General features: G+C 64.0%; 22 protein-coding genes and 1 pseudogene. 7 read left to right on the plus strand and 16 right to left on the minus strand.

Going from position 1 to position 24,669, the window contains the following annotated elements; translation table 11 throughout:
• The coding region (locus B5G12_RS14770; protein ID WP_204245660.1) for a hypothetical protein at nucleotides 1–205 on the plus strand (205 nt) is incomplete at its 5' end.
• Between the two features lie 249 nt (nucleotides 206–454).
• A complete protein-coding gene (locus tag B5G12_RS05595) occupies nucleotides 455–2,686 on the plus strand; it encodes a glycoside hydrolase family 2 protein (protein WP_087324210.1) in 2,232 nt (743 codons plus the stop codon).
• 166 nt (nucleotides 2,687–2,852) lie between these two features.
• Here B5G12_RS05595 and B5G12_RS05600 read toward each other — a convergent pair whose 3' ends face one another.
• The 10 genes from B5G12_RS05600 to B5G12_RS05645 all read right to left on the minus strand — a co-directional run bounded on the left by B5G12_RS05600 (nucleotide 2,853) and on the right by B5G12_RS05645 (nucleotide 12,452).
• Nucleotides 2,853–4,121, minus strand: coding sequence for a cell envelope biogenesis protein TolA (locus B5G12_RS05600; RefSeq protein WP_087228255.1), 1,269 nt, complete (start codon nucleotides 4,119–4,121; stop codon nucleotides 2,853–2,855).
• Nucleotides 4,122–4,136: 15 nt separating this feature from the next.
• Nucleotides 4,137–4,337, minus strand: coding sequence for a hypothetical protein (locus B5G12_RS05605; RefSeq protein ID WP_087228256.1), 201 nt, complete (start codon nucleotides 4,335–4,337; stop codon nucleotides 4,137–4,139).
• A gap of 17 nt (nucleotides 4,338–4,354) precedes the next feature.
• On the minus strand, nucleotides 4,355–6,226 hold the full coding sequence (locus B5G12_RS05610; RefSeq protein WP_087324211.1) for a hypothetical protein: 1,872 nt from the start codon (nucleotides 6,224–6,226) through the stop codon (nucleotides 4,355–4,357).
• Nucleotides 6,227–6,238: 12 nt separating this feature from the next.
• On the minus strand, nucleotides 6,239–6,619 hold the full coding sequence (locus B5G12_RS05615) for a hypothetical protein (protein ID WP_087324212.1): 381 nt from the start codon (nucleotides 6,617–6,619) through the stop codon (nucleotides 6,239–6,241).
• 65 nt (nucleotides 6,620–6,684) lie between these two features.
• Nucleotides 6,685–6,900, minus strand: coding sequence for a hypothetical protein (locus tag B5G12_RS05620; RefSeq protein ID WP_087228259.1), 216 nt, complete (start codon nucleotides 6,898–6,900; stop codon nucleotides 6,685–6,687).
• 15 nt (nucleotides 6,901–6,915) lie between these two features.
• A complete protein-coding gene (locus B5G12_RS05625) occupies nucleotides 6,916–7,962 on the minus strand; it encodes a N4-gp56 family major capsid protein (RefSeq protein WP_087228260.1) in 1,047 nt (348 codons plus the stop codon).
• Nucleotides 7,963–8,021: 59 nt separating this feature from the next.
• Nucleotides 8,022–8,942, minus strand: coding sequence for a ribosomal-processing cysteine protease Prp (locus B5G12_RS05630; RefSeq protein ID WP_087324213.1), 921 nt, complete (start codon nucleotides 8,940–8,942; stop codon nucleotides 8,022–8,024).
• Nucleotides 8,939–10,726, minus strand: coding sequence for a portal protein (locus B5G12_RS05635; protein WP_087324214.1), 1,788 nt, complete (start codon nucleotides 10,724–10,726; stop codon nucleotides 8,939–8,941). Before B5G12_RS05635 ends, B5G12_RS05630 begins: the two co-directional genes overlap by 4 nt.
• 11 nt (nucleotides 10,727–10,737) lie before the next feature.
• A complete protein-coding gene (locus tag B5G12_RS05640) occupies nucleotides 10,738–12,129 on the minus strand; it encodes a phage terminase large subunit (RefSeq protein WP_242955958.1) in 1,392 nt (463 codons plus the stop codon).
• Between the two features lie 53 nt (nucleotides 12,130–12,182).
• The gene (locus tag B5G12_RS05645) at nucleotides 12,183–12,452 is read right to left on the minus strand and encodes a hypothetical protein (RefSeq protein WP_087324215.1); all 270 of its coding nucleotides are present in this window, start codon (nucleotides 12,450–12,452) and stop codon (nucleotides 12,183–12,185) included.
• Nucleotides 12,453–12,671: 219 nt separating this feature from the next.
• Between B5G12_RS05645 and B5G12_RS05650 the strand changes: the two genes are divergently transcribed.
• Nucleotides 12,672–13,307 carry a DUF3267 domain-containing protein gene (locus tag B5G12_RS05650; protein ID WP_087324216.1) on the plus strand — a complete coding sequence of 212 codons (636 nt, stop codon included), beginning with the start codon at nucleotides 12,672–12,674 and terminating at the stop codon, nucleotides 13,305–13,307.
• Nucleotides 13,308–13,328: 21 nt separating this feature from the next.
• On the plus strand, nucleotides 13,329–14,069 hold the full coding sequence (locus B5G12_RS05655; RefSeq protein WP_087324217.1) for a histidine phosphatase family protein: 741 nt from the start codon (nucleotides 13,329–13,331) through the stop codon (nucleotides 14,067–14,069).
• 90 nt (nucleotides 14,070–14,159) lie between these two features.
• On the opposite strand, the gene B5G12_RS05660 is transcribed toward B5G12_RS05655, so the two are convergent.
• The 6 genes and pseudogenes from B5G12_RS05660 to B5G12_RS05685 form a co-directional block, all read right to left on the minus strand.
• The gene (locus B5G12_RS05660; RefSeq protein ID WP_144064102.1) at nucleotides 14,160–14,714 is read right to left on the minus strand and encodes a hypothetical protein; all 555 of its coding nucleotides are present in this window, start codon (nucleotides 14,712–14,714) and stop codon (nucleotides 14,160–14,162) included.
• A 159-nt stretch (nucleotides 14,715–14,873) separates the two neighbouring features.
• Nucleotides 14,874–15,881 carry a hypothetical protein gene (locus B5G12_RS14775; protein WP_204245661.1) on the minus strand — a complete coding sequence of 336 codons (1,008 nt, stop codon included), beginning with the start codon at nucleotides 15,879–15,881 and terminating at the stop codon, nucleotides 14,874–14,876.
• Nucleotides 15,882–16,081: 200 nt separating this feature from the next.
• On the minus strand, nucleotides 16,082–17,323 hold the full coding sequence (locus tag B5G12_RS05670; protein ID WP_144064103.1) for a histidine kinase dimerization/phospho-acceptor domain-containing protein: 1,242 nt from the start codon (nucleotides 17,321–17,323) through the stop codon (nucleotides 16,082–16,084).
• A 72-nt stretch (nucleotides 17,324–17,395) separates the two neighbouring features.
• Nucleotides 17,396–17,576, minus strand: a pseudogene (locus B5G12_RS05675) (winged helix-turn-helix domain-containing protein); the annotation flags it as partial.
• Nucleotides 17,563–17,865, minus strand: a complete 303-nt coding sequence (locus B5G12_RS05680; RefSeq protein WP_087324220.1) for a LacI family DNA-binding transcriptional regulator — start codon at nucleotides 17,863–17,865, stop codon at nucleotides 17,563–17,565. The pseudogene B5G12_RS05675 and the gene B5G12_RS05680, both read right to left, overlap by 14 nt.
• A 174-nt stretch (nucleotides 17,866–18,039) precedes the next feature.
• Nucleotides 18,040–20,823, minus strand: coding sequence for an insulinase family protein (locus B5G12_RS05685; protein ID WP_087324221.1), 2,784 nt, complete (start codon nucleotides 20,821–20,823; stop codon nucleotides 18,040–18,042).
• A 365-nt stretch (nucleotides 20,824–21,188) separates the two neighbouring features.
• Between B5G12_RS05685 and B5G12_RS05690 the strand changes: the two genes are divergently transcribed.
• The 3 genes from B5G12_RS05690 (at nucleotide 21,189) to B5G12_RS05700 (ending at nucleotide 24,528) form a co-directional block, all read left to right on the plus strand.
• A complete protein-coding gene (locus tag B5G12_RS05690) occupies nucleotides 21,189–22,583 on the plus strand; it encodes an MFS transporter (RefSeq protein WP_087324222.1) in 1,395 nt (464 codons plus the stop codon).
• A 211-nt stretch (nucleotides 22,584–22,794) separates the two neighbouring features.
• Nucleotides 22,795–23,820 carry a glycerophosphodiester phosphodiesterase gene (locus B5G12_RS05695; RefSeq protein WP_158099682.1) on the plus strand — a complete coding sequence of 342 codons (1,026 nt, stop codon included), beginning with the start codon at nucleotides 22,795–22,797 and terminating at the stop codon, nucleotides 23,818–23,820.
• 210 nt (nucleotides 23,821–24,030) lie between these two features.
• On the plus strand, nucleotides 24,031–24,528 hold the full coding sequence (locus B5G12_RS05700; protein ID WP_087228275.1) for a MarR family winged helix-turn-helix transcriptional regulator: 498 nt from the start codon (nucleotides 24,031–24,033) through the stop codon (nucleotides 24,526–24,528).
• The last annotated feature ends 141 nt before the right edge of the window (nucleotides 24,529–24,669 follow it).

The raw sequence follows: 24,669 nt of genomic DNA on the forward strand, positions 1-24,669 counted from the left end.
GTATAATTTTTCAAACATAGACCCTAATGCATTTAATGGTGCCGGCTCCAATAGTAAAACGATCAACATTTACAGCAACCTGACCAATGCTGATCAAGAAACTTTTAAATTCTACTTTGACAACCCAGACAAAGTTCAATTCCACCCCTACGAGCAGTGGAACCCCTCTCTCCTGAACCTCCCCGCCCTGCCAAGCCTGTTGTGACGCATACCCCCGGCTCTCGCCTGAAAGCCGGGGGTTTTTGTTTTTTGAATTTTTTATGAACATCATCTAGAATTTCACACCTTGTAAGCAAAGATTATACAGAATTTTCCTAAAATTTTCCTACCTTCCCGCCGCCCAAAGTGATATACTTGTTGCAGCAAAAGTACACACGCTGTCTGGGGGCGGGGCCTTCCCGCTCCCTTCTGTTTCACCGCCTGACACCGCTCAAAGCTGAAAGGAGCATCCCTCATGCGCACTACCACTCTGCTCACCTGTGCACGCTTTGCCAAGGAGGGCGAAGCCTTCGCCCCCGTCTCCCTCCCCCATACCTGGAACGCCAAAGACGGCCAGGACGGCGGCAACGACTACTGGCGGGGCGTAGGCACCTACCAGATCGATCTGCCCGACCCCACCGACGGCAAGCGCCAGTTCATTGAGTTCAAGGGCGCCAATCATGTGGCCACTGTCTACTGCAACGGCCGTCTGCTGGGCCAGCACAAGGGCGGCTTTTCCACCTTCCGCTTTGACCTGACCGCCGCCATGCGGCCCACCGGCAACGTGCTGCGGGTGGACGTGTCCAACGCGCCCTCCGACATCTACCCCCAGACCGCCGACTTCACCTTCTTTGGCGGCCTGTACCGCGAGGTCAGCTTCATCGAGACCGCCCCCGCCCACTTCGACCTGCTCAAGACCGGCACCAGCGCCGTTTTTGTCACCCCCATGGTATCGGGCACCACCCGCCTGGACCTGTTCCCGGTGGACGCCGGCGGCTGCACCGTCTCGGTGGACCTGAAAGACGCCTCCGGCGCCGTGGTGGCCTCCGCCTCCGCCCCCGCCGAGGCCCATACCGTCCTGACCCTTTCGGTCAAGGCGCCCCATCTGTGGAACGGCATGGCCGACCCTTACTGCTATACCGCCGAGGCTTCCCTTCTGCGGGGGGATGAAGTGCTGGACACCGTGGCGGTGGATTACGGTTACCGCTCCTTCCATGTGGACCCCAACACCGGCTTCTGGCTCAACGGCAAAAACACCCCGCTGCACGGCGTGGCCCGCCATCAGGACCGCCTGGACAAGGGCTGGGCCATCAGCCGCGCCGACCACGAGGAGGATATCGCCCTCATCAAGGAGGTGGGCGCCAACACCGTCCGTCTGGCCCACTACCAGCACGACCAATATTTCTACGACCTGTGCGACCATACCGGCTTTGTGGTCTGGGCCGAGATCCCCTTCATCAGCCGCTTTATCCCCGGCCAGGAGGCCCACGACAACACCCTCAGCCAGATGACCGAGCTGGTGGCCCAGAACTACAACCACCCCTCCATCTTCTTCTGGGGCATCTCCAATGAGATCCTCATCGGCAAAGACCGCGAGGACCTGCGCCAGAACCTCCGCGAGGTCAACGCCCTGGCCAAGCGCCTGGACCCCAGCCGCATGACCACCATGGCTCAGGTCACCATGACCCCCATGGAGAGCGAGCACAACATCATCACCGACGTCGAAAGCTACAACCACTATTTCGGCTGGTACTTCGGTGAGGCCGCCGACAACGGCCCCTGGCTGGATCAGTTCCACGCCATGTATCCCGACCGCTGCCTGGGCGTCTCCGAGTACGGCGCTGAGGCCATCCTCAAGTGGCACTCCGCCTACCCCGAAAACCACGACTATACCGAGGAATACGCCTGCGAGTATCACCACGATATGCTCAAGACCTTCGCCGCACGTCCCTATCTGTGGGCCACCCATCTGTGGAATATGTTCGACTTTGCCGCCGACGGCCGCGATGAGGGCGGCGTCCAGGGCCGCAACAACAAGGGCCTTGTCACCTACGACCGCAAGACCAAAAAGGACGCCTTCTACCTCTACAAAGCCTATTGGACCACCGAGCCCATGCTCCATGTCCGCGGCGCCCGCTTTGTGGACCGCGCCCCCGGCGAGCGTGACGTCACCGTCTACACCAACTGCCCCTCGGTCACCCTGATCCTCAACGGCGCCGAGGTGGCCACCCTGGAGGCCGTGGACCACGCCGCCGTCTTTAAGGACGTGCCCCTGAAGGACGGTCCCAATACCGTCAGCGCCCGGTGCGGCGACGTCGCTTCCAATACCATCATCCTCAACGGCGTGGCCGAGCACAACTACGCCTACGACCTGCCCGAGGGCAACGACGCCGCCAACTGGTTCGATGACCCCAAGGCCCGCGAGGCCCGCAAGCCCCTCAACTATCCCGAGGGCTTCTACTCCATCAAGGATAAGGTCACCGACCTGCTGGCCAACAGCGAAACGGCCGCCATCATTCACGACGCCATGGAGGTCTTTTCCAAGAGCAGCATGATGAGCATGATGGGCAGCAGCAAGGAGGACGGCGCCGGCGGCATCATGGGCACCATGCGCCTGACCGATATGATGAAGATGGCGGGCAAGTCCTTCTCCGCCGACATCAAGCGCCAGATCAACGACGCCCTCACCAAGATCCGGAAAGGCTGACCTTTCCCTTCCCTTCTGATTTCCTCTCCATTTTCACATTCCTTTCTTTTCCAACCCTCGCGAAAAGGGGCGCACCCGCAAAGGTGCGTCCCTTTTCAGTATGCCGCAAAACGGCCGCGTTCCCGCACACGCGGTCGGAAATCCCTTCCCCCGGCTGCGCTGCCTCTCACCGGTTCTGCCGCATCACGTCGAACATCTCCTTGATCTCGCTGATGGTATACCCGCGCTCCCGCATGGTCCGTGCAAAGTCGGTGTAATCCATGTCGCTGCCTGCGGTGGGCAGGACGGTGCTCTGGGAGCCGCTGCTCTTGCCGGCGCTCTGGCTGCGGCTGCCCGTGCCCTTTGTGCCGCTGCTGCGGCTGGCCGCCCGCATACTGGCCGCGGCCGCCTCCTGCTGCGCCTGGGACCGCTTGAACGCCCATTCCTCCTGGGCCAGGGCCAGCTTCTGGCTCGTGATGTCGTTGTCGAACCGCTGCTGGGCCAAAGCGTCCTGATACTGCCGCTCGGCGCTCTGGGATTCGTAGGCCTGCTGGGCCAGACCGTCCTGGCGCAGCTGCTCCTGCATCTGCCGCTCCCACGCGGCGTCGGCCTGGGCCGCCTCGTAATCCCGGTTGTCGGCATACATGCTGTATCCGGTCTGTGCCAGTCCGCTCAGCAGCGAACCCAGACCCGTGGTGCCGCTGATGGCCAGCTGCGCGATGTTGCCGATCAGCCCCAGCACGCTCATCACATTGTTGAATCCCTGCTGCTTGCGCGCTGCCTGCTCCTGCTCCTCCTGGCTGTAATAGCCGTACAGGGTGTCCAGACTGGACAGGTAATCGTTGTAGCGGGCGTAGTCCTGGGCCTGGGCGGATTCGTAGGCGTCCTGCTTTTGCTCCAGCTGGGTGTAGTAGTCGTCCAGCTGCCGCTGGTACAGATCCTGCGCGTTCTGTTCCTGCTGGTTCAGGGCGTCCAGCTGATCCATCAGCAGATCCCCTTCGCTGGTATAACTGTCCAGCGCCAGGTTGTACAGGGTGGGGATGATGCTGTTCAGCCCGTTCATCTGCTGCTGGTAGGCCTGCTGGGCGGCGCTGGTGGCGTAGCTGGAACCATAGCCCCCGGTCAGGGCGGCCGCCTGGGCCGCGGCGTCCGTGCTGGCGTCGTGGGCGTTCTGGCGGTAGCTCTGGGCGTACTGACGGTAAATGGGGTCGGCCGCGTGGTCGTAGCTGAAGGTTTTCTGGCTCAGCGCCTTGTCCAGCAGCCCGTCGATCTGCCCCTGGTACTGGCTCTGGTAGGCCCCGGGCCGGCTGGACTGCCACTGCTCCAGGGCGTCGGCAGCCTGGGTCACCGTCTCGCTGGGACGGTACTGGGCCGCGGCCAGGGCATTCTGCACCGCGTCCTTGCTGTTCAGGCCGCTGGTGCTGTATTGGATGGTGGTTTTCTTTTTGGTCGCCATCGGGCTCCTCCTTTCTCATTCGGCGCCGGCGTCCGTCCCCTCCAGGCGGCTGCGCAGCCCCTCCGAAAGGTTCTCGGTGTCGATGTTGCTCAATACGTACTGCAGCTGTTCCTGCATCTGATACAGATAGTTTCGTATCACCCGGGCGTCCTCCGGGTCCATCCGGCTGCTCAGCCGGGGCAGGCCCAGTTTGCTCAGCCCTGCAATGCTTGCCATAGCTTTCCTCCTTTCTCTCACAGGCCGCCCCTGGCCACGGCAAAGGTGCGGCTGGCGCTGCGCAGGGTCAGCTGGCCGGCGCCGGTCAGCCGCAGGCGCATCGTGTCATGCCGCCGGGGCGTCAGGGGGATGTACAGCTTTTCCTTGGCGGTGCGGGCAGCCGCGCTGGCCAGCTTTTCCCAGGGGCCGCCGTCGCAGCTGGCCCACACCGTCAGCGTGGAACCGGGCTGCGCGTCCAGCCGCAGGGTCAGCCTGCACAGGTACTGGTCCTCGTTTTCCTCCAGGCCGATGTCCCCTGTCTCCAGGGCAAAGGGGATGCTCTCCTCGGCCTCTCCCGCCCCGCCCGCCAGGACGGCGTCCTCCTCCCGGGCCGGACCGGCCGCCCACAGGGACTGCCCATCCCAGAGATACAGCTGCCGCCCGCTGGACAGCAGCTCCAGCTGGCCGCTGGGTCCGGGGTCCTCCTGGTGCCACAGCCCCTTTTCGGTGTCGTACACCAGCAGCCGGGCGCCGCTGTCCCGGGCCAGGTAGAGATAATACCGCCCGTCCAGCCAGCCGCCGGCGGCCCGCTGGGCGCCCGCCAGACCGCTGGGGTCCAGCATCCCCGACACCTTCACCGGCAGGCTGCCGTCCCAGGCCATCACCCCTTCCGGGGAGAGATAGTACAGCGTCTCGTTGATGACGCACAGGCTCTCGGCCGCGTATTTGGCCACGCCCCGGCACCGCAGGGAGCTGAGCTGGAAATCGGAGGGCTTGGAGCCGCACAGCTTGTGCAGGGTGTTCTCCTTGAAGAACAGCACCGAGCCCATACAGGTGGCCGCGCCGGTAAAGCTGCCGTCGCTGCCCACCGTCACCGCATAGCTGTCGGCGGCGGTGTTCCGGTAGGAAAACCAGTTGGTGGGGTCCCCCAGCTTGCAGGCGTAGATCACATTTTCGCCGCTGCTGCAGCCCCACACCCGGTTGTCGCACTCGGTCAGATAGTCCAGGTCGGGCACCCGCCGGGTGCAGCTCACCGCCTGCTCCGCCGTATAGGTCAGGGTGCTTTTGCCGTCCAGACTGCTCCAGGAGGCCGACTGCCCGGTCTGGACGATGCGGCCATAGAAGTGCTCCCCGCCCGGGGTGATCCGCACCATCAGCCAGTCCTCTCCCGCATCGTAGAGCACCTTTTCCCCGTCCAGGTCATCGCACAGGCCCGCCGCAGCGGCCGCCGTCCCCTGTATCGTCACGGTGTCCCACACGGCAAACGCTTCACCGATGCCGTCGGAGCGGATCTTGCAGTGATCCAGGGTCACCGCCGTCCACCGCTCCAGCGAACCGCTGTATACTTCCAGGGTGCCGTCGGCGTTCCACGGGCTGGACTGGCTCACCACCTTCAGGAACACTTCCCCGTCCTGGGGGTCTTCGGGTTCCTGGGTGCCCCAGCTGCCCACCGTGTAGGTGTTGCCCTCTCCGTCGCAGGGCACCATCTCCACCGACGCCCCGCCGCCGCTCCAGGCCGCGCCCAGGGGCTTCAGGGTGCCGCCGGCTGTGTCAAAGGCCGCCTTGTCCGGGAAGATCAGCACCCGGGTGCCAAGGCCCACCAGGGTCTTTTTCCCCTCCGACAGCACCCCGGTCAAGACGGTGGGTTCCTCCCCGCTGTCGGGGATGTAGGTCAGGCCACCGCCGCTCACCAGCACAAAGCCGTTCAGATGGTACATCCCGTCCACGTTGGCCAGGGTCCGCAGCTTCCGCCGGGGCGTCCGGGTGGACAGAGCCGGAAAGTCCCGGCTGGAGAAGTTCTCCCCCGCCGCGTATTCCGCCTCGCTGCACCCGAAAGTCTCGTTCAGCCCTCCGAACACCCGCAGCTGCCGGCGGCTGTTTTTGAGGTCGGGCAATTCGGGCAGATACATCCTCTCACCTCCTCACCAGCGCATCCGCCGCACCGGGGGCGGACAGCTGCGCCGCAGCCACGCCGCAAACTCCCCCAGGATCGCGTTGCACCGGGTCATCGCACCCGCATAGCGGTCGTTTTCCCCCAAAGCCGCGTCGATCATGGCGCACAGGTAGTGGGGATACATCCCGTCAAAGGGGAAGGGCACCAGCAGTACGGCGCTGTCCTCAAGCCCTTCTGCCCACAGCCTGTCTGCGCCCACTTCCCCGTAGTCCGCCGCGCCGCCGGGCTCCACCACCCGCGCCCGGATCTCTCCGTCCTGCCGGCGCAGCCATTCCTTCATCTCGTTTTCGCCCACGCTGCAGCCGGGGCGCAGGGCCCTGGCCCGGGCCACCGCTTCGCCTGCCGTCATCTGCAAGCCTCCTTTCTCTGTCATAAAAGGCCCGGCGCTCAGGCCGCTGAACGCCGGGCCGCCGGTCACTTGCCCGCTGCGCCCTCAGCCGCCGCGATGCGGGCCGCAGTCAGGTCGTCCTGCTGCTGGCTGTGCTCCAGCACCTCGGCCACCGAGCGGGGCACTTCCACCTCCACGCCCCTGCGGATCTTGTAATTGACGCCGTTCACGCTGACGAACAGGTCGCTTTTGTAGCGCCCGTTGTCCTTGAACAGCCGGATACGGACCTTTTCTTCTTCCATCTTCCTGCTCCTTTCTCAGTTGGCTGCGGCCGAGGCCGAGTAGCTCGACAGGCTCTCGATCCGCACCATGTACTGCTCCACCAGCCGCTCGGCGGCGCGCATTCCCTTCCAGCCCACGCTGGCGCGCTGGTTCAGGGGGTCGTCGCCATAGCCCAGCTGCTTGACGATGTGCTCCAGGCCCCCGCCCTCCAGCTCGGTGACGCCGTAGGCATGGGCGCCCAGCACCAGGGTGCCAAACACCGCATAGTAGCCGTCGCCGTTGGCCGGGCAGGTCTCGTCCTTCCAGATCTTGGCCTCGCTGGTCTCGATGAAGCGGATGTTGCCCAGTTTGCCGATCTCGCCCCGGTACATGGCCTCGGGGTCGGCGTACTTGTGCACCTCGATCCACTCCTTGCAGGTCTTGAGGTCATAGGCGGCGTAGGGGTGGATGATGGCCACATAGCTGTCCCCCAGGGTGTCGGCGTTCATGGCGCCCAGCTGAGCTGCCGCCTGGAAAAACAGTTTGGGGGTCAGCTTGCAGTCAAGGGTCAGGGCGGTGCGGCTGGTCACCGCCGTCTCGGCGCCGTCCGCCCCCACCTTGGGCGCATAGATCACGTTGGTGCCGCCCGCCAGCACGTCCCGGGTCAGGGAGTCCAGGGTGCGGCCCGCCTGGCTGGCCAGGATGCGGGTGGCCTGCACCACGTTGTTGTCGATGGCGGTCATCTGCAGCACGTCGGTCAGGGGGGTCCAGCCGCCGTACTGGTGCAGATCCGCCGTGATGGTGGAGACGGTCAGGGCCTGGCCGTCGGGGGTCACGCCCTCCTGCAGGGGGACGGTGGCCTTGGGCAGGCTGTCGTACTTGCGGAACTCGATGGTCTTGCCGCCGCCCACCGGCATGGGGTAGTAGTCCGCAAACTGGTCGTGCACCAGCCGGGGCTCGGCCTGGTCGATGAGGCGCTTCTCATAAAAGACCTTCATCTCGTTGGTCATGGTGCCGGTGGTGTTCAGCAGTTTGCTGTCCGTGCCCGAAGCGCCGTCCTCCGCAAACAGCTGCAAGTCAAAGATGGCCTTGTAATCTTTCATCTGTCCTGTTCCTTTCTCTTGTGTATGTGGTTCCGGCCCGCAGGCCGGCCGTACCTTGTTCACAGCCGGATCTTGGCGCCCCGCATCACTTCCCGCTCGATGGCTTCCCTCTGGGCCCGGCTCATCCGGCTGACATCGGGACTGGTGGTGGCCGCGCCGGTGGGGCGCAGGCCGTTTTCGGCCGGACGGACGCCCCGCTCCCGGACCCGGTTCACGACGCCCCGTTCCACGGCCCGGGCGGTGCTCTCCATCAGCCGGTCGTAGTTGGCCGCCCGGTAGGCGTCCCGCATCCGCATCCCCGGCATCCGCATCATCCGGCGCATATCGGGGCTTTTCAGCGCCTCCCGGAAGGAATACCCCGGGTCATACCGGCGCATCTCCGCCTCCTCCCGGGCCCATCTGCGGTGCAGCTCGTGGATCATCCGCAAAAAGGCGCCTGCCTCCCCGATGCCCAGCATGGGAGCGGGCCGCGGCTCCGGGGCCTCCTGTTTTTCTTTTGCTCCGGCCGGCTCCGGAGCCGCAGGTTCCGGGCTGCGCCGCCCGCGGCGTCCCATGGTCCCTTCCGCCATCGCCTGGCGCTTCTGCTCCCGGCTCAGGGCGGGGCCCTGCCCGAACATCTGCAGATCCACCATGCAGGCTTCGCCCTCCCGGCTGGTGTCCGCATAGCGCAGGTTGTCGGGGTAGCGCTCGGCCAGCAGGGCCAGGCCCGCCTTGACCAGGGCAAAGCCCCCTGCCACTTCCGGTCCTTCGGCCCCGGGGCCGGCTGTCACCGACACCCGCGGCCCGTCCGGCCCGTCGGACGCGGCGCTCTCCACACCGGCCCGGTCCGCCGTCATCCACACCAGGGCCTGCATCAGGATGCTGGCGCCGGCGCAGACGATGTCCTGCCCTGCGGGGGCGTAGTTGGCGTGGCCCTTCACGCTCAGCCGGCGGGTCACGCCGTCCGGGCTTTCCAGCTCACTGTAAACTGCTTTGATCATACTTGCTGCCTCCTTGTGTTGGTGTTCATGGCCCGGCGTGCCGCGGCGTCGGGAGCGGCGGGCCTTGCAGCCCGCACCGGCTCCGGCAGGCCCTTCCGGGCCCTCGCCAGCTGCGCCAAACGGGCCAGCTGCTGCTGGGCCGCCTGCAGCTGCCTGGCGAGGGTGCCGTTCTGCCGCACCCGCTGGCGCACCTTCTCGATCCCTTCAAAGTCCATCATCTCCAGAGCCGCCAGGGCGGCGTCCGCGTTGGCGGGGTTGAAGAAACCCAGCTGATAGCACTCCTTGGCCGTCTCGTTCTGGGTCAAGCGGCTGAAGGTGGATTTTTTGGCCGCCGAGATGGTGATGTCGAACACCGGCTCCCGGCTGCCCAGTTCCACCCCGGCCAGGTCTTTCACCGGCACAGGCCGCAGCATGGCGGCGCTGAAGGGCAGGTAGACATTCTGCCCTCTCTCCCCTGTGATCCGGAAGACCCGCTCCTCATCGTAGAACTGCCGCATCAGGTCGATGACCAGGTAACACTCCTGGGCAAAGGCCCGGTAGGCGCTCTTGATCATATCCCGGCTCAGCTTGCTGCCCGCCTCCTGCAGGGCCGCGATGGCCGAAGCCGCCGTCACGCCCCCCGAAGTGCCGCCCTGGCTGATGTCCCGGTTGCCGCTGATCTCCTTCAGCTCGTCCACACGGCTGTTGCGGTAGGTGATGGAGCTGGGCTGCAGCCCGGCGGTCTGCAGCTGGTGGAAACTGTCGTCGCTCAGCCGCCCCGACACATGGATGATGTCCCTGCTCAGGTCGGCCAGCTCATCCTCGTTCACCCCCGCCCCGTCGCTGAGGACATACCGCTGCTTGGAAGCCAGCAGCACGTTCTCGTCCATGGCCTGGTTGATCCGGTCGATGGAGTTCTGGCAGTCCTTCATCACGTCGATGTACCCGAACCCCGCCGGGCTGTCCTCCTCCTGGAACAGCACGTCGAACACAAAGGGATACTTGCCGTGGTCATAAAAGCCGCGCCGAGCCAGCCGGGGATCGTTCTCGCTGGCGTACAGGGGCACCCCGTTGCAGAACTTGCAGTAGTGCACCAGCATCCGGCCGCCCGGACCCGGCTTTTTGTAATACCAGTCCACCACCACGCTCTTGTGGGTGGTGTCGATGCTGTCGTCGTGGATGTACCGCGCCGCGTCGATGGTGCCGCCGGTGCGTCCTTTCAGCTGGGGCCAGCGCTGGGCCAGCTGGTCCGAGTCCTCCAGACTCAGGCTGAAAAAGTGGGGGCTGTCCTGGATGTCCATGACGCCCGGCTCCCAGTACAGCATCAGGATGTTCATCGAGCGGATGGCGATCTCTCCCAGGCCCCCCTGGGCCGAGGGGTCCCAGAAGATCCCCTTGACCCCCGTGCCCTGCTTGAGCTTGCGCCACCAGCTGTCCGAATAGACCTGCTCGTAGCCCGCCTGCTCCAGCACCACCGGCAGCACGCTGGACAGGGTGCGCGCGGCGGTCTCGTCGTCGGCGGCCCGGGGCATCACATTGGGTTCGGGGTAGTTGTCCATGGCGTCGGCATGCTTGCTGGCGATGGAGTTGAACAGCCACCCGCTGGAGGGCTGGGGCTTTGCTTCCATCATCCGGTTTTTGTACTGCTTCCAGTGCGCCATCCTGAACCACAGCTCATTGTCGATCAGCCGCCGGTCCAAAGCAGCCTTGCCCGCCTTGTAGCGGTGCAGCGTGCGCTCGGCCTGGGCCACCTGTTCCGTCCCGATGGCCGGCGCCGGCTGCAAAATATCTTCCTGTTCGCGCATTTTCTTTCACCTCAGATCCTGTAAAATACCGCTTTCCTGCCGGGCCGCAGGTCCAGCGGGTCGTCGGGCGCCGCCGCCGGGCAGGGCCGCGCCGGCGGCGTGATGGGGTTTTCCATCAGGACATACCGGCACTCGTCGTAGATGTGATCCTCCTGCCGGGTATCCACGTCCTCCACATTGCTTTCGTCGTACACCAGCGCCGGGATGGTCCGCACAAAGTGCTTGCAGGTGCGGAACACCTGGAACATGGGCCGGCCCTCCCCGTCAAAGGCCAGGCGGTAATGCAGCTGCATCTTGCCGGCCAGGCGGGTGTTGTCCGCCGCCGTCCAGTGCAGGCGGCCGGGGCTGCGGGCCATCATGTCCGCGATGCTTTCCCCCCGGCTCTCGTCAAAGATGGCCGGGTCCGCCACCCCGCGGATCACCCGTCCCCGCAGCTGGGGGTCGTTCTGCTCCGCCTCCCGGATCCGCCGGGCCTGCTCCACCGGGTCCAGACGCAGCCCTTCGTTGGGCCTGCCGGTGCTGCCGTACAGCTCCTTGATCCGGTAGATCCGCCCTTCCTCGTCCACCGCGTACCACCCCACCGAGAAGGGCCTGGAAAATCCGAAGTCGTAGCCGCGCCAGATCCGCCAGTGGGCCGGGATGGCAAAGGGTTCGATCACATGGGTCCAGCGCTGGTCCCGGTAGTGTTCGGGGTCGTTGCGCCACTCGGTGAACACCTGCCCCGAAAAGCTGTCCCAGCTGCCATACAGAAGCGCCTGCTTTTCCGCTTCGGGCAGGGCCGCCAGGTTGGCCAGATAGTCCGGGTCGTTGGCCAGCAGGGCCGGGTTATCGAACACGGTGGACTGGATGAACACCCTGGCCCGGGTGTAGGTGCGCTGGGTGCCGTCCGGCATCCTCACCTTATACTCCTCCAGGATGGGAGTGCCCGGCGGGGCCGGTGTGATGAACCGCTCCTTCACCCAGCCGTGCCCCACCCCGCCGGGGTTGGTGGTGGCGCGCAGGTAGACCCGCGTGCCGGGCCCTGTGGGACGGTTGCGGCTCATCATGTAGCTGTACTCCTCCCACGCAAAGTGGGTCAGCTCGTCAAAGCCGATGAAGTCGAAGGCTTTGCCCTGGTAGTTGGTGCGGTCCTTGGTGTACTGCATGGCGCCAAAGTAGATCTTGGCCCCGCTGGGGAACACCCACACATGGGCGGTGGCGTTGTACTGCGCCCCCGGGAAGGCCCGCGGATAATAGTTCATGCTCTTGTCCACCAGGTCCGTCAGCTGGGGGAAGGTCTTGCGCAGGATCAGCCCCCGGTAATGGGGGATGTGGGCCTGCCGCAGCGCCTCCACCACCAGCGCGTCGCTCTTGCCGCCTCCCGCCGCGCCTCCATACAGGGCTTCGGGTTCGCTGCGGGCCATGAAAGCCCTCTGCCGGGGCTGGGGCTTCCAGATCACCGGCGCGTGCCGGTCTGTCAATCCGATTCCTCCTTTCCTGCGCAGGCTTCGGGCAAAAGCACGACGCCGCATTCTTTCTGGCCCTCCTCCGGGCTCTGTTCGCCCAGACTCCTGGCCACGGCTGCCAGATCTTTCAGCACGGCGGTGATCTCCTTCAGGGCCTTGATGTCGCCGCCCTGCGTCTTGCGCCGGCCGGCCAGGTCTTTTGCCTCCTGGGCCACAAGGCCGCTCAAAAGGTCGGTGGCCCGCTGCAATTCCGCCAGGCCGCCGCTTTTCTTCCTCGCCATCCCTTTCCTCCTTTCTGCCGTTTCCCGGCTGCCTGGCCACAGGATACCATCTTTTGGCGGCCGGGCACAGTGTGTCCTTTCGGGACATTTTCTCTGCGCCAAAACCCACTCTTTTCTTTTCCAAAAGCGCAGATCCCGCCCCCACTTTCCTCTTTGGCTCTGTTGTGCTACAATAGATTCAAAGCACCCCCACCTTTTTTGATAAGGAGGCTCCTTTCCATGTCCCATCGCGAACGCAGGCTCACCCCTGCTGAACAAAAGCGCAGATCCGCCTTCGAGGCCCTCTGCGCCCAAATGGCCCGCACCGGCTACCGGCAGAAAGATTTTTTGATCGGCATCCTCCAGGCCAACACCCTCTCGATCCTGATCATGCTCCCTTTTCTGGCCCTGGCCGCATGGCTCTATTCTCCTTTCCTTGCCGCGGGGAACAGCTTTTTCCCGGACGCGCAGTTTTTCCTGCTGTTTCTGGCCGTACTGGTCCTGCTGGTGATCCATGAATGCCTCCACGGCCTGACCTGGGCCCTTTTCGCTCCCCGGCACTTTGCCTCCATCTCCTTCGGCGTCATCTGGAAGGCCCTGACCCCCTACTGCACCTGCAGCGCCCCGCTCCGGCGCTGGCAGTACGCTCTGGGCACGGCCATGCCCACCCTGGTGCTGGGGCCCGGCCTCATCCTTGCGGCTGCCGCATTGCATCAGAACTCGCTGTTCCTGCTGGCCGAGATCATGATCCTGGGCGGCGGGGGCGATTTTCTCATCCTTCTCCAGCTGCTCCGCTACCGTCCCGCTTCCCCCGACGTCCTCTGCCTGGACCATCCCTACGAATGCGGCTTTGTCGCCTTTGAAAAGGCCGTCTGATCATCCTGGAGGTATACCGCTATGAAACTGCTCATCATCCGCCACGGCGAACCCGATTACGTCCACGACACCCTCACCGAAAAAGGCTGGCGGGAAGTCCGTCTGCTGGCCCGGCGCATCGCCCCCATGGACGTCAAACAGTATTACGTTTCCCCGTTGGGCCGCGCCCAGGACACCGCCCGCCCCACCCTGGAGCTGGCGGGCCGCACCGCCATCACCTGCGACTGGCTGCGGGAGTTCACCGGCAAGGTGGAAAAGCCCAACCTTCCCGGCCAGCAATCCATCGCCTGGGACTGGCTGCCCCAGGACTGGACCCGGGACGAGCGCTTTTTCTCGGACACCGCCTGGCTGGACAACGAGGTGATGGCCGCCGGCAACGTCCGGCAGGCCTACGAGAACGTCATCACCCACTTCGATGACCTGCTGGCGCAGCACGGCTATGTCCGGCAGGGCCGCCTCTACCATGCCGTCCGCCCCAACAACGACACATTGGTGTTCTTCTGCCACTTCGCCCTGGAATGCGTGCTGCTCAGCCGCCTGCTCAACGCCTCTCCCATGGTGCTGTGGCACGGTTTGTGCGCCGCCCCCTCCTCGGTGACCACCGTGGTGACCGAGGAACGCCGCCCCGGCATCGCCTGTTTCCGGATGCTGCAATTCGGGGATGTGTCCCATCTCCTGGCCCACGGCGAACAGCCTTCCTTCATGGCCCGCTTCTGTGAGTGCTATGGCAATGAGGGCGAGATCGCCGACGACAACGACTGACTGTACAGCAGCAAAAGACCGCCGCGCCAGAAAGCTCTGACGCGGCGGTCTTTCTATTTCTTTATTTCCGTTTTATGCCGGATGCGGCTGTCACTGCTGCACCATCCGGATGACGGCGGCGCCGTCCTGCATGTTCACATCGATGCGGGCCCAGTCCTCGCTGCCGTAGGGCTCGATCTCGGTCTCGGTGCCGTCGCTGTTGATGAGGTACAGGTCATACCCGGCGATGTCCTCCCGGGGGAGCATGACGCTGGCCGTGACCCCCTTCATGGCAGAGACGCCGCTGCTGATGCAGGAGACGGTCATCACCTTCACCCCGTTATCCAGGGTGCCCATGTGGACATAGGTGTCACTGAAGTTGGAGGAGGTGTCGTCCAGCTCGGTAAGGACGCTCTCCCCGTTCACATCTCCGCACTCGGCGCAGATCACATAGTCCTTGGTCTCGCCGTAGGGGCTGGTGAACCGCACCGTCATCTGGGCGTCGTCACTGCCCTCGCAGTCGCTGTACTGGTGGTCCAGCACCTGGGCGGTGTAGCGGGACGTGCCGTCGGTCCCGGCGGCAAAGCTGGACAGGGCGCCTCCCGCCAGCATACAGGCGGACAGGCTGAGCATAGCGGCGGTCTTGATCCAATTCGATTTCATCATAATTCTCACCTTTCTCCCTTTTGGGGTCGTAATACGAACGTTGTTTGTGATGTTGGGTGTCTTTATCTCCAGAGGCATCGCCTCCTTGGGGCTTGCTGCAAGGATACCATCTCCAGCTTGAGCCAGCCTTAACGGCGCCTTGATTTTTCCTGGAACTTTTCAGTCCTTTTTCACCGCCACCAGCACCCGCACCTTGCCTCCGGCGGCGCAGCCCATGCTGTCGTACCAGCCGATCAGGTGGTAGTTCTCGGCGTCCACCTTGGCCAGGGTGGTGGGGTAATACTGGCCCTTGTACCACAGGTACACCTGCATATCGTCGGCGGTCTCGTAGCGGTCCTCCCCGCTCTTTACCCAGGCGGCCCCCAGCTGGTCCACCATCACCGGCATCAGCTGGGTCATGCTGGTCACATCGCCCGAGGCATTGGTGCCCACGGTGATCTCCACCAGCCACCCGGCCGGGAAGTTGAGGCTTTTGTCCACGTGGACCGTCCGGGTCACCCCGTCGGTACAGGCCACAGCCACGCTCTGCTGTACATCGGCGCCGTTGTCCTCGGTCAGGCTGCGGGATGCGCTTTGCACCACCCCGTAAAAGACCGCGTCGGCCTGGTCGCCGGTCAGCACCCGCACCACCTGGTCATCCATCCCCAGCAGCAGGGTCACCACCTGGCCCACTCCGCCGCCGTTGAGGGAGGAGATCTGCGCGGCGGCGGAAGCGGTGCCAATGGTGTATTCCGTCCCCGCCACCGTCACGGCGGTGGGAGCGCTGGCCGAGGGGGACACCGCGGTGATCCGGCCTGCGGCCCGGGTGTCATAGATCCACACGGTGCGTGTGTTCTCGTTGTAATAGTAGACGTCGTACTGCTCCAGCCGGGTCGAGGCCGCAGCCTCATCGTTGCGGTAGACCGCGGCGGGCTCAAAGGGCAGCTGGGTGCTCTCCCCCGCCACGAAGGGGCCTTCCAGGCTGGCAGTCTGGCCCGAGGCCAGGCCGCCCAGCACCACTGCCGTCTGCACAGCGGCGTTGGAACCGCTGGCCGAGGCGGGCGCCGCCAGCATGGAGCACAGCGCGCACACCGCCAGCAGCTTCCATCTGCGCCGGAGCAGGCTGCCCTTGCCGCCTGCGGCGGCCTTTGGGCTGTCCCTGTCCTCCTGTGGCTTTTGCTTGAACATTGTTGCCCCTCCTTTTTGGTTTGCAGCAGAGCCTCTGTTTGGCCCTCCTGACAGAATGCAGTATACAGGGCATTTCTTAAGCTTCCTCCTGAAGAAATCATTAAGACTCCTTTAAGGCGGGTGAACTTTTTATGAATGCCCCCGCGCAGAAAAACGGCGCGGCAGGCAGAAAAACTCCACCTGCCGCGCCGCGGCGTTTCTTATTCCTGTGTGATGGGGAACAGCAGGGTGATGCGGTAATGCCCCGGCTCCCGTTCCACCCGGACATCGGCCTGCATCCGCGCCATCATGGCCTGCACGCTCTCAAAACCCACCCGCGTCCTGTCGGTCCCGGGGGCCTCGGGCAGCGCCTGGTTGGCAAAGGAAAGCCCGGCCCGCGTCTCATCCCGCACATAATCCACTTCCACCGGCTGGGACGGGTCCGCGTACTTGAGCAGGTTGGAGGTGATGTTGTCCAGCACCCGGCGCACATACTGCCCCCGCACCGTCAGCACCACATCCTCGCCGCCCAGCCGGAGGGCGCAGGCAAAGCCGTGCTGCTGCAGCTGTTCGGCCATATCCGCAAGCGGCTCCTCAAAGATCTGGGAAAACCGGGCGGGCGGGTCCATGTCCGCCGGCGCGTCCCGGGTCACCAGCGCATATTCAAACAGGTTGTCCGACATCTGCTTGATCTGCCGGGCCTTGGTGTCGATCTTGGCCAGGTATTCCTGCAGCTGGGCCTGCCCGTCGTACCGGCCTTCCCGCACGATCTCGGTATAGAGCAGCAGGGTGGTCAGGGGGGTGCGCAGGTCGTGGGACATCTCGGTGATCAGGTTTTTGACCCGGGCGTCCGCCTCGGCCTTTTCCTGGTGCTGGCGGTTGAGGGTCTTGCGCATCGAGTCCAGACAGGAGGCCAGGGTGGTCAGCTCGTCCGCCCCCTGCACCGTCACCGGGTGGTCCAGATCGCCCCCCTCCATGGCCTGGATCTCCTCGCTGAGCAGGCAGATGTACCGTACGATCCGCCTGCACCCCAGCAGAAACACCCCCAGGAACAGCGCGATGCACCCCAGCGTCAGCATCCGGGTGGCCAGCATCGCATTGGCCCGCAGCACATCGCAGTAGAGCACCGCGTCCAGCTGTCCGTCGGTAAAGAACACCGGGGCCCGGGGAGTCCAGTCGTAAAAGGGGGCCGCCTGGCCCTCGTGGTTCAGGTCCTGGCGCTCGGGCACAAAGGAGCTGTATACCAGCACGTGGTCCTGATAGAGTTCCAGCAGGGTGAAGTCGTGCTCATCCACCCACCGGGTGATGCCTTCCACGTCGGAGGCGGCCAGCTGTTCCTCGGTCACATAGCTCTGGAAGTCCTCCAGCAGCCGGACCGTCTCCTTCTGGCGCAGGTCGGTCTGTTGGGCGTAAGTCTCCAAAGCCGCCAGCACTACCACCCGCAGCACCATAAACAGCAGCACGCACCCCGCCCCGGTCACCACCAGCAGCCGGATGAACTGGGCCGTCAGCCCTTTGCTCTCAGCCCTTTGCTCTTAGACATCTTCCCCCTCCCCGCCTCCGAAGTGGTAGCCCTTGCCCCACACGGTGCACACGCGCTTGGGGGTTCTGGGGGTCTTTTTCGATCTTGACCCGCAGGTTGCGTATGTGCACCATCACCGTGCCGTTGGACACATAAAAATAGGGCTCGTTCCACACCTTCTCATACAGCGCCTGCAGCGGTATTGACCAGCAGCAGCTGGTAGCCGCTCTCCTCCAGGATGGCCGAGATCCCCTCCACCATCCGGGCGCAGCTCTCACTGGACAGCTTGGGCAGGATCACCAGCACCTGCCGGGTGCGCCGGGTGCGCAGCATCTGGGCCTGGAGGCTGGGCCGGTAACCGGTGGCCGCAGCCGCAGCCTCGATGCGGGCCCGCTTTTCCTCGCTGAGATAGCCGCCGTTGAAATAGCGGCTGACCGCCGCCTTGGATACCCCGGCATAGGCGGCAAACTCGGTGATGTTCATGGACGGCCTCCCCTCCTTTTGGTATCGATCTCACCTTATCTCCAGTATAGCGCGGGCAGCCGGCATAGGCAAGGGTTCGAACCGTCCAGCCCTGCCGCCCTTCATCCGCGGCGGCTTTCCAGGGCGTACAGCCGGTACAGTTTCTGGGCCAGGCCGCCCGCCATCACCGCGCCTTTAGGTCGCGCTCAGGTCCTCCACGGCGTCAAACAGATCCCCGGCCCGCTGGATGGCCTCGCGGCTGCCAAAGGTGCAGCGGACGCCCCGGGCCATCTGCCCGGCCAGGCTGCCGGCCTGCTGCCGCAGCCACTCTGCGGTGACGCCGCACATGGCGGCCCGGTCGGCAGCGGCGATCGGACCGGTGACCCCGCAGAAATACCGGCGGTCCGCCTCCAGTGCCTGCTGGCGGGGCTTGCGGGGCGAATCCACCTGGGCGACCGTGCCCACGATGCACTCGCTCAGGCTCTCGGGGGTGTACTCTTTGGCGGCCAGGACTGCCGGCCCCTGGGCAAACTTCCGGTAGCTGCCTGCGGCATGGGGGTCGCGGTAGGTGTAGATCAGTTCAAATTCCGCCCTGCTGAGCATACCGGCCCCATAGGCGCCGCCCTGCTCCCGGATGGCCTGCCACAGATATTCATAGCTCATCACCCGGCTCAGCACCTTGCGGGCGGCGTCGCCGTTCATCGGCCAGGCCAGTACGTCATAGTTCACCCCGCCCTGGATCAGGAACGCCTCGTTCCGGGCCGGGGGCAGCGGTTCACTGTAAGGCCGGGCCGGGGCGCGGCCCTGGCCGGCAAAGACGCTGCCGGGCAGCAGCTCACGCAGCCGCTGGCAGGCGGCGGCGCTGCCATGGCAGCAGACCGTCAGGCTGCAGCGGCGCAGCAGCTTGTTCCGCACCGCCTCCAGCCGAGCCAGTAGGGCCGGCCAGTCCCGCTGCTCCAGCAGCCTGCATACAAAGCGGTACATATCCACGCCGCCGGTCCGCTCCGCCAAAGCAATATCCACCGAAAAGCTGCGGCCGGCCCGCAGGATGGCATAATCGTGCCCGCTCTGGATGAAATCGTGCTCGAAATCCAGCTTGAGCTGCTCCAAGGTCCGGGCGAGGGCCGTCTCGGCCTGGGCCCCCTCCAGCCTGGTGTCGTACAGCAGTTCGCCCAGCAGCTCCACCGCCTTGTCCAGGTTGCGCTCCAGCAGGCTGGCCCGCGCCTCGAATTTCGCGATGCAGGGCTTCTCCGCCTGGCGTCCCACCCAGTGGTCGATGGTCACAAAGCTCTCGCCCAGCCAGGTGTTCCGCAGGGTGGTCAGCTGGATGGCCGTGTGACTGCCGCTGTCCAGCTCACCCAGCAGGCTGAGCAGCAGGGCGGCATCGCTGACCTCCTCGGGGTCCAGGGCGCCCATATCGTAGTAGAAATTCAGATACAGGCTGCCCGCCGTGGGCCGGGTGACCAAAGTCAGGCCGGCCAGCTGTTCTTCCTCCGCATCCGGGAAGTGGAGCGGTTCGGCCAGGTCGGCCACCGTCAGGGGGTGGTCCAGCTGCAGCTTGCCTTCCTGCCGGGCCGAGGGCCCGTCCTCCGGCTGGGGTTTCTGGGGAACCAGGGTGACTTCCACCGGGTCGGCCTCCAGCAGCTGGGCCAGCAGGCCGGTATACCAGTCGGTGCCCACCTTCTCCCGCAGGAACGCAAAGATCTCCTCCACCCGCAGGTCCGCCATGGGATCCCCTGTGTGCAGCCAGCCGGTCACCGCCTCAATGGCGGCCATCACGCCGTCGGGCAGGTTGCCCGGGCGCTCGGTCACCTGGAACTCCAGGCTATTGATGGAGGCGGTCAGAAGCTCCTGGGGGATGCCCTCGGCGCAGATCTTTTCCACACCGGCCCTGACTGCCGGTGCAAAACGGGCCGCCCGCTCCTGGTCGGTCCCCTTGAGCAGCAGCTCGATCACCGGCTGCTGCACCGAACTGTCAAAGACCACCTGGATATCGGTCCCCAGGCCCTGCTCCAGCAGGTACTTTTTCAGGGGGGACTGGTTGGTGGACAGCAGGGCGTCCAGCAGGATGCTGACGGCCGTCTGCTTTTCCTGCTCCTCAAAACGGCCGGTGTACCAGCCCAGAGCGCACTCCACCGGCACCGTGCCGGGGGTGTCGGTGTAGTAGGGCACCAGCCGCCGGACCCCTGTCTGAGGGACCTGCAGGGGGGTGCGGGGCCGGGGCCCGCTCCGGGGCATTTTGCTCAGATAGTGCTGGTCCAGAAAAGCCAGCTTGTCCGCCATGTCCATCCGGCCATACAGGGTGATGCAGCAGTTATCGGGGCGGTAATGGCGGCGGTAGATCTTGACGTACTGCTCATAGGTCAGCCCCGGGATGGCGGCAGGGTCGCCCCCCGACACAAAGCCGTAGCCGTTGTCCGGGAAAAGGGCCGCGTCCATGGCCGCATCCAGCCGGGCCTCGGGGGAGGCCAGGGCCCCCTGCATCTCATTGTAGACCACCCCGCTGAAGGAGCCGTCCTCCTCCCGGTGCCAGCCCTCCTGCTCAAAGACGCTGCGCTCCTTCATCGCCAGGGGGCAGAACACCGCGTTGAGGTAGACGTCCATCAGGTTGCGGAAGTCGGCCTCATTGGGGGTGGCAAAGGGGTATACCGTCTTGTCCCCAAAGGTCATGGCGTTGAGGAACGATGCCATGCTGCTCTTGACCAGCTGCAGGAAGGGCGATGTGACCGGGTATTTCTCCGATCCTGCCAGCACCGAGTGCTCCAGGATATGGAACACGCCCGTATCGTCGCTGGGGAAGGTGCCGAACCCGATGCCGAAGGCTTTGTTCTCGTCCTGGTTCTCGATCACCAGCACGGCGGCGCCGCTCACATCGTGGGTCAGGGTGGTGGCTGTCCCGTGGAAAAGCTCGCTCTGCTCGGTCTTTATGGTGGTATAGCCGGGCCACTGCCGGCCCGAAAGGCTGTTGGGTTCCTTCATGGCTTTTTCTCCTTGTGTTTTTTCTTTATTGTATCATTCCCGGCCGGGAAAGGCAATCGCCCCGTTTTTCGCCCCATTTCCTGCCTGCAAAGGGGCCATTTCTCTCAAAATAGTGCATCTTGCACAAATACGCAGACGTAATTTCGGCGTCTTTAAACAGGAGGACCATTAAAATGTAGGGATACAGCACAAAATATTTCTAGTTTCTTTTTCCACATTGTGATATACTACGTTACACGGTAACCAATATTCCGCAGCTTTGTACAGTTGTGACTGTGCAAAGTGACGCAATCCACCCGGGCTGTCCCACACAGGGCAGGCGGTACCCTGCCGGCAGCCCCCAGCCAACAAAGGAGTAATCATTTATGGCAAACACCGGAACCACGGCCGTGCGCCCCTTTGGTATGAGGGACAAACTCGGCTACATGTTCGGTGATTTCGGCAACGACTTCACCTTCATGCTATCCTCCAGCTTTATGATGGTGTTCTACACCGATATCATGGGCGTGCCCGCAGCCATCGTCGGCCTGCTGATGATGGTAGCCCGCTTTGTGGACGCCTTCACCGATGTGGCCATGGGCCAGATCGTAGACCGCGCCAAGCCCACCAAGGACGGCCGTTTCCGTCCCTGGATCAAGCGGATGTGCGGACCGGTGGCCATCGCCTCGTTCCTGATCTACCAGTCCGAGTTCGCCGGTATGCCCATGGCCTTCAAGGTGGTGTGGATGTTCGTCACCTACCTGCTGTGGGGCTCCATTTTCTACACCTCCATCAACATCCCCTACGGCTCGATGGCTTCCGCCATTTCGCCCGAGGCCAACGACCGCACCCAGTTGTCCACCTTCCGCAGCATCGGCGCCACCCTGGCCAACCTGGTCATCGGCACCGCCACCCCGCTGCTGGCCTATGAGACCGTCAACGGCACTCCCGTCCTGAGCGGCAGCCGTATGCTGGTCATGGCAGGCCTGTTCAGCGTCTGCGCCATCGTCTGCTATCTGCTGTGCTTCAACCTGACCACCGAGCGTGTCGTCATCCCCGCCAAGACCGAGAAGTTCGAGCCCGTGGTCCTGCTCAAGCGCATCTTCACCAGCCGTTCCCTGCTGGGCATCATCCTGGCGGCCCTGTGCCTGCTGCTGACCATGCTCACCATGACCGGCATGAACCCCTACATCTTCCCCTACTACTTCAAGAACACCGCCGCACAGTCCGCGGTCGCCATGTGCTCCTCCATCGCCTCCCTGGTGGTGGTCGCTCCCCTGGCCACCATGCTGGCTTCCAAGATCGGCAAAAAGGAGACCGCCATCGCCGGCTCCCTGTTCGGCGCCATCGTCTACCTGATCTGCTTCATCCTCCATCCTGAAAGCGGCTGGGTCTACCTGGGCTTCTATACCGTGGCTTATGCCGGCCTGGGCCTGTTCAACACCATCGTCTGGGCTATGATCACCGACGTCATCGACGACAGCGAAGTCAAGAATGGCGTCCGCGAGGACGGCACCATCTACTCGGTGTACTCCTTCGCCCGGAAACTGGGCCAGGCCTTCTCTGCCGGCCTGATCGGCGCTCTGCTGAGCATCATCGGTTACTCCACCGCCACCCAGCAGGACCCCAACGTCCTGAACGGCATCTACACCATCGCCTGCATGGCTCCCATCATCGGCTTTGCCGTCATCGCCCTCGTGCTGTGGTTCGTCTACCCGCTGAGCAAAAAGCGTGTGGATCAGAACGTCGAGACTCTGAAGGCCCGCCGCGCAGGCAAGTAAACCGCCAGCTCATGTTCCTCTCCTGATCGAGAGTAACTCCAAACCTCCTAGCCATAAAACCAGAGGGGCCCCCAGCTGCAAAGCCGGGGGCTTTTCTGCTTCTTCCGCGCCATTTTTGAACCCGCCGGAAACTTTTTGTGAAAACGCTTGCCAATCTTCTCCCGGGCCGCTATACTGATAGACTGAACGTCAAAAAACAGGAGAAACGATTGTGAGGCCCAAAGTCATCGCACACCGGGGCGCATCCCACCTCGCGCCCGAAAATACATTGACCGCCTTCCGGCTGGCCGCCAGCCTGGGGGTGGACGGCATCGAATTTGATACTCTGCTGACCGCAGACGGTCATCTGGTGGTCCATCACGAATACATCACCGACCTGCACGCCGACCAGAAAAAGGTCATCCCCTGGTGTACCCTGGAGCAGCTGCGCGCCCTGGATTTCGGCAGCTGGAAGGACCCCCGTTTCGCCGGGGAAAAGATCCCCACCTTTGCCGAGGCCCTGGAGGCCTGCAGCACGGTGGAGACCATCCAGGTGGAGTTCAAGTCCCCTCTGGGAGCCAACAACACCACCGATCAGGACGCCTTTGCGGAGCTGATCCTGGAGGAGGTGGAAAGCTCCGGCCTGGCGGACAAGATCGTGGTCACCTCGTTCAACCACGGCATCCTGAGCCGGGTGAAAAAGCTGTCTCCCTGCCAGCGGGTGGGGGTGCTGACCCTCAACTCCCTGGACAGCTACCTGTTCCCCCCGCCGGCCCTGCTGCAGGCCATCGGGCTGGAAAACGGCATGGAAGCCGGCCTGCCCAGGGAGGAGGAAGCCACCCAGGCCCTGATGGCCCTCTCCCAGGGACAGCCCCTGGACGAGGAAAACATCACCGCCCGCTGGGTGATGGACCGCATCTGGGCCCTTACCTCCGACCACCCCGGCGAGAACCTGTTCCAGCTGCTGCTGAGTCTGCTGGCCCAGCACGACCTGCCCGCCTATCTGGCCGGCCTGGACTTTGTTCCCGAGGTGGTCAGCTGCCAGTACAACACCTGCTTCCGGGACCGGGACCTTGTGCAGCGGGTGCAGGCCATGGGGATGGAGGCCGCCCCCTGGCCGGTGGACAGCAAGCTGGATCTGCAGAGCATCCTGGATATGCAGCCGGTCTCCATCGTCACCAACCGCCCCGAGCGGCTGCTGCATATGCTGGACCCCGCCTATACCCTTCCTCCCGAGGCCCAGGCCATCCTGGCATGAACCTTTCCCAGCGCTCCCGCGCCCGCCCCAGCCGGCGGTCCGGGGGCGCTTTTTGCGCACCAAATTGTCACCATTTTGCCCTTGACAAAGGAGCTTTGGCGCTCGATAATAGTTTTGTATCGAATTGTTCTTGTCCAGACAGTCCAGGGTGTAAATTGTTCAGCACCCTGCCGACCGGCAAGACAGCCAGCGCAAAGGAGTGCTTCTGTTATGTCCATCAATCCCACACACCTTTCCCCCGACGTCGAGCAGGCTCTGCTGAGCAGACCCGTCAAAGACCTGCCCCAGGTCATCCCGGCTCAGATGCGCCGGGTCAACAACCTCATCTCCCGCCGGGTGAATTATTACAGCCGTCTGAACGGGGTGGAGGATGTCACCGCCATGCATGGGTGGATCCTCGCCTATCTTTACAACTGCCGGGACCGGGAGGTCTTTCAGCGGGATATCGAGCGGGCCTTCTCCATCACCCGCTCCACCGTCACCAACATCCTGCAGCTGATGGAAAAGAAGGGCTATATCCGCCGCATGAGCGTCCCCCAGGACGCCCGCCTCAAGCGCCTGGTCCTCACCGACGCCGGCGCCCTGGCCCACCAGCAGATCATGCTCAGCCTCCGCCAGACCGACCAGTATATCTCCGGCCTGCTGACCGAGGAGGAGAACGCAGAGCTGCTGCGGCTGCTCAACAAACTGCGCGCCGGTCTGGAATAATCCAACGCTGAAATTTCTATGAACAAAATCTGAAACCTTGCCCATACAGGTTGACATCGAACATTTTTTTGGATAGAATGTTCGACGTTGAACAAATTTGTACGCAACCCAACAATAAGAGCTGCGCGTATCCAAAAGCCC

Source organism: Faecalibacterium sp. An58 (assembly GCF_002161515.1).
Lineage (GTDB): Bacteria > Bacillota > Clostridia > Oscillospirales > Ruminococcaceae > Faecalibacterium > Faecalibacterium avium.

Excerpts from the sequence above, each read along its gene's own strand:
- B5G12_RS05595 (WP_087324210.1), top strand. The coding sequence starts at position 455 with ATGCGCACTACCACTCTGCTCACCTGTGCACGCTTTGCCAAGGAGGGC.
- B5G12_RS05600 (WP_087228255.1), bottom strand. The coding sequence starts at position 4,121 with ATGGCGACCAAAAAGAAAACCACCATCCAATACAGCACCAGCGGCCTG.
- B5G12_RS05605 (WP_087228256.1), bottom strand. The coding sequence starts at position 4,337 with ATGGCAAGCATTGCAGGGCTGAGCAAACTGGGCCTGCCCCGGCTGAGC.
- B5G12_RS05610 (WP_087324211.1), bottom strand. The coding sequence starts at position 6,226 with ATGTATCTGCCCGAATTGCCCGACCTCAAAAACAGCCGCCGGCAGCTG.
- B5G12_RS05615 (WP_087324212.1), bottom strand. The coding sequence starts at position 6,619 with ATGACGGCAGGCGAAGCGGTGGCCCGGGCCAGGGCCCTGCGCCCCGGC.
- B5G12_RS05620 (WP_087228259.1), bottom strand. The coding sequence starts at position 6,900 with ATGGAAGAAGAAAAGGTCCGTATCCGGCTGTTCAAGGACAACGGGCGC.
- B5G12_RS05625 (WP_087228260.1), bottom strand. The coding sequence starts at position 7,962 with ATGAAAGATTACAAGGCCATCTTTGACTTGCAGCTGTTTGCGGAGGAC.
- B5G12_RS05630 (WP_087324213.1), bottom strand. The coding sequence starts at position 8,942 with ATGATCAAAGCAGTTTACAGTGAGCTGGAAAGCCCGGACGGCGTGACC.
- B5G12_RS05635 (WP_087324214.1), bottom strand. The coding sequence starts at position 10,726 with ATGCGCGAACAGGAAGATATTTTGCAGCCGGCGCCGGCCATCGGGACG.
- B5G12_RS05640 (WP_242955958.1), bottom strand. The coding sequence starts at position 12,129 with ATGGCCCGCAGCGAACCCGAAGCCCTGTATGGAGGCGCGGCGGGAGGC.
- B5G12_RS05645 (WP_087324215.1), bottom strand. The coding sequence starts at position 12,452 with ATGGCGAGGAAGAAAAGCGGCGGCCTGGCGGAATTGCAGCGGGCCACC.
- B5G12_RS05650 (WP_087324216.1), top strand. The coding sequence starts at position 12,672 with ATGTCCCATCGCGAACGCAGGCTCACCCCTGCTGAACAAAAGCGCAGA.
- B5G12_RS05655 (WP_087324217.1), top strand. The coding sequence starts at position 13,329 with ATGAAACTGCTCATCATCCGCCACGGCGAACCCGATTACGTCCACGAC.
- B5G12_RS05660 (WP_144064102.1), bottom strand. The coding sequence starts at position 14,714 with ATGATGAAATCGAATTGGATCAAGACCGCCGCTATGCTCAGCCTGTCC.
- B5G12_RS14775 (WP_204245661.1), bottom strand. The coding sequence starts at position 15,881 with ATGTTCAAGCAAAAGCCACAGGAGGACAGGGACAGCCCAAAGGCCGCC.
- B5G12_RS05680 (WP_087324220.1), bottom strand. The coding sequence starts at position 17,865 with ATGAACATCACCGAGTTTGCCGCCTATGCCGGGGTATCCAAGGCGGCG.
- B5G12_RS05685 (WP_087324221.1), bottom strand. The coding sequence starts at position 20,823 with ATGAAGGAACCCAACAGCCTTTCGGGCCGGCAGTGGCCCGGCTATACC.
- B5G12_RS05690 (WP_087324222.1), top strand. The coding sequence starts at position 21,189 with ATGGCAAACACCGGAACCACGGCCGTGCGCCCCTTTGGTATGAGGGAC.
- B5G12_RS05700 (WP_087228275.1), top strand. The coding sequence starts at position 24,031 with ATGTCCATCAATCCCACACACCTTTCCCCCGACGTCGAGCAGGCTCTG.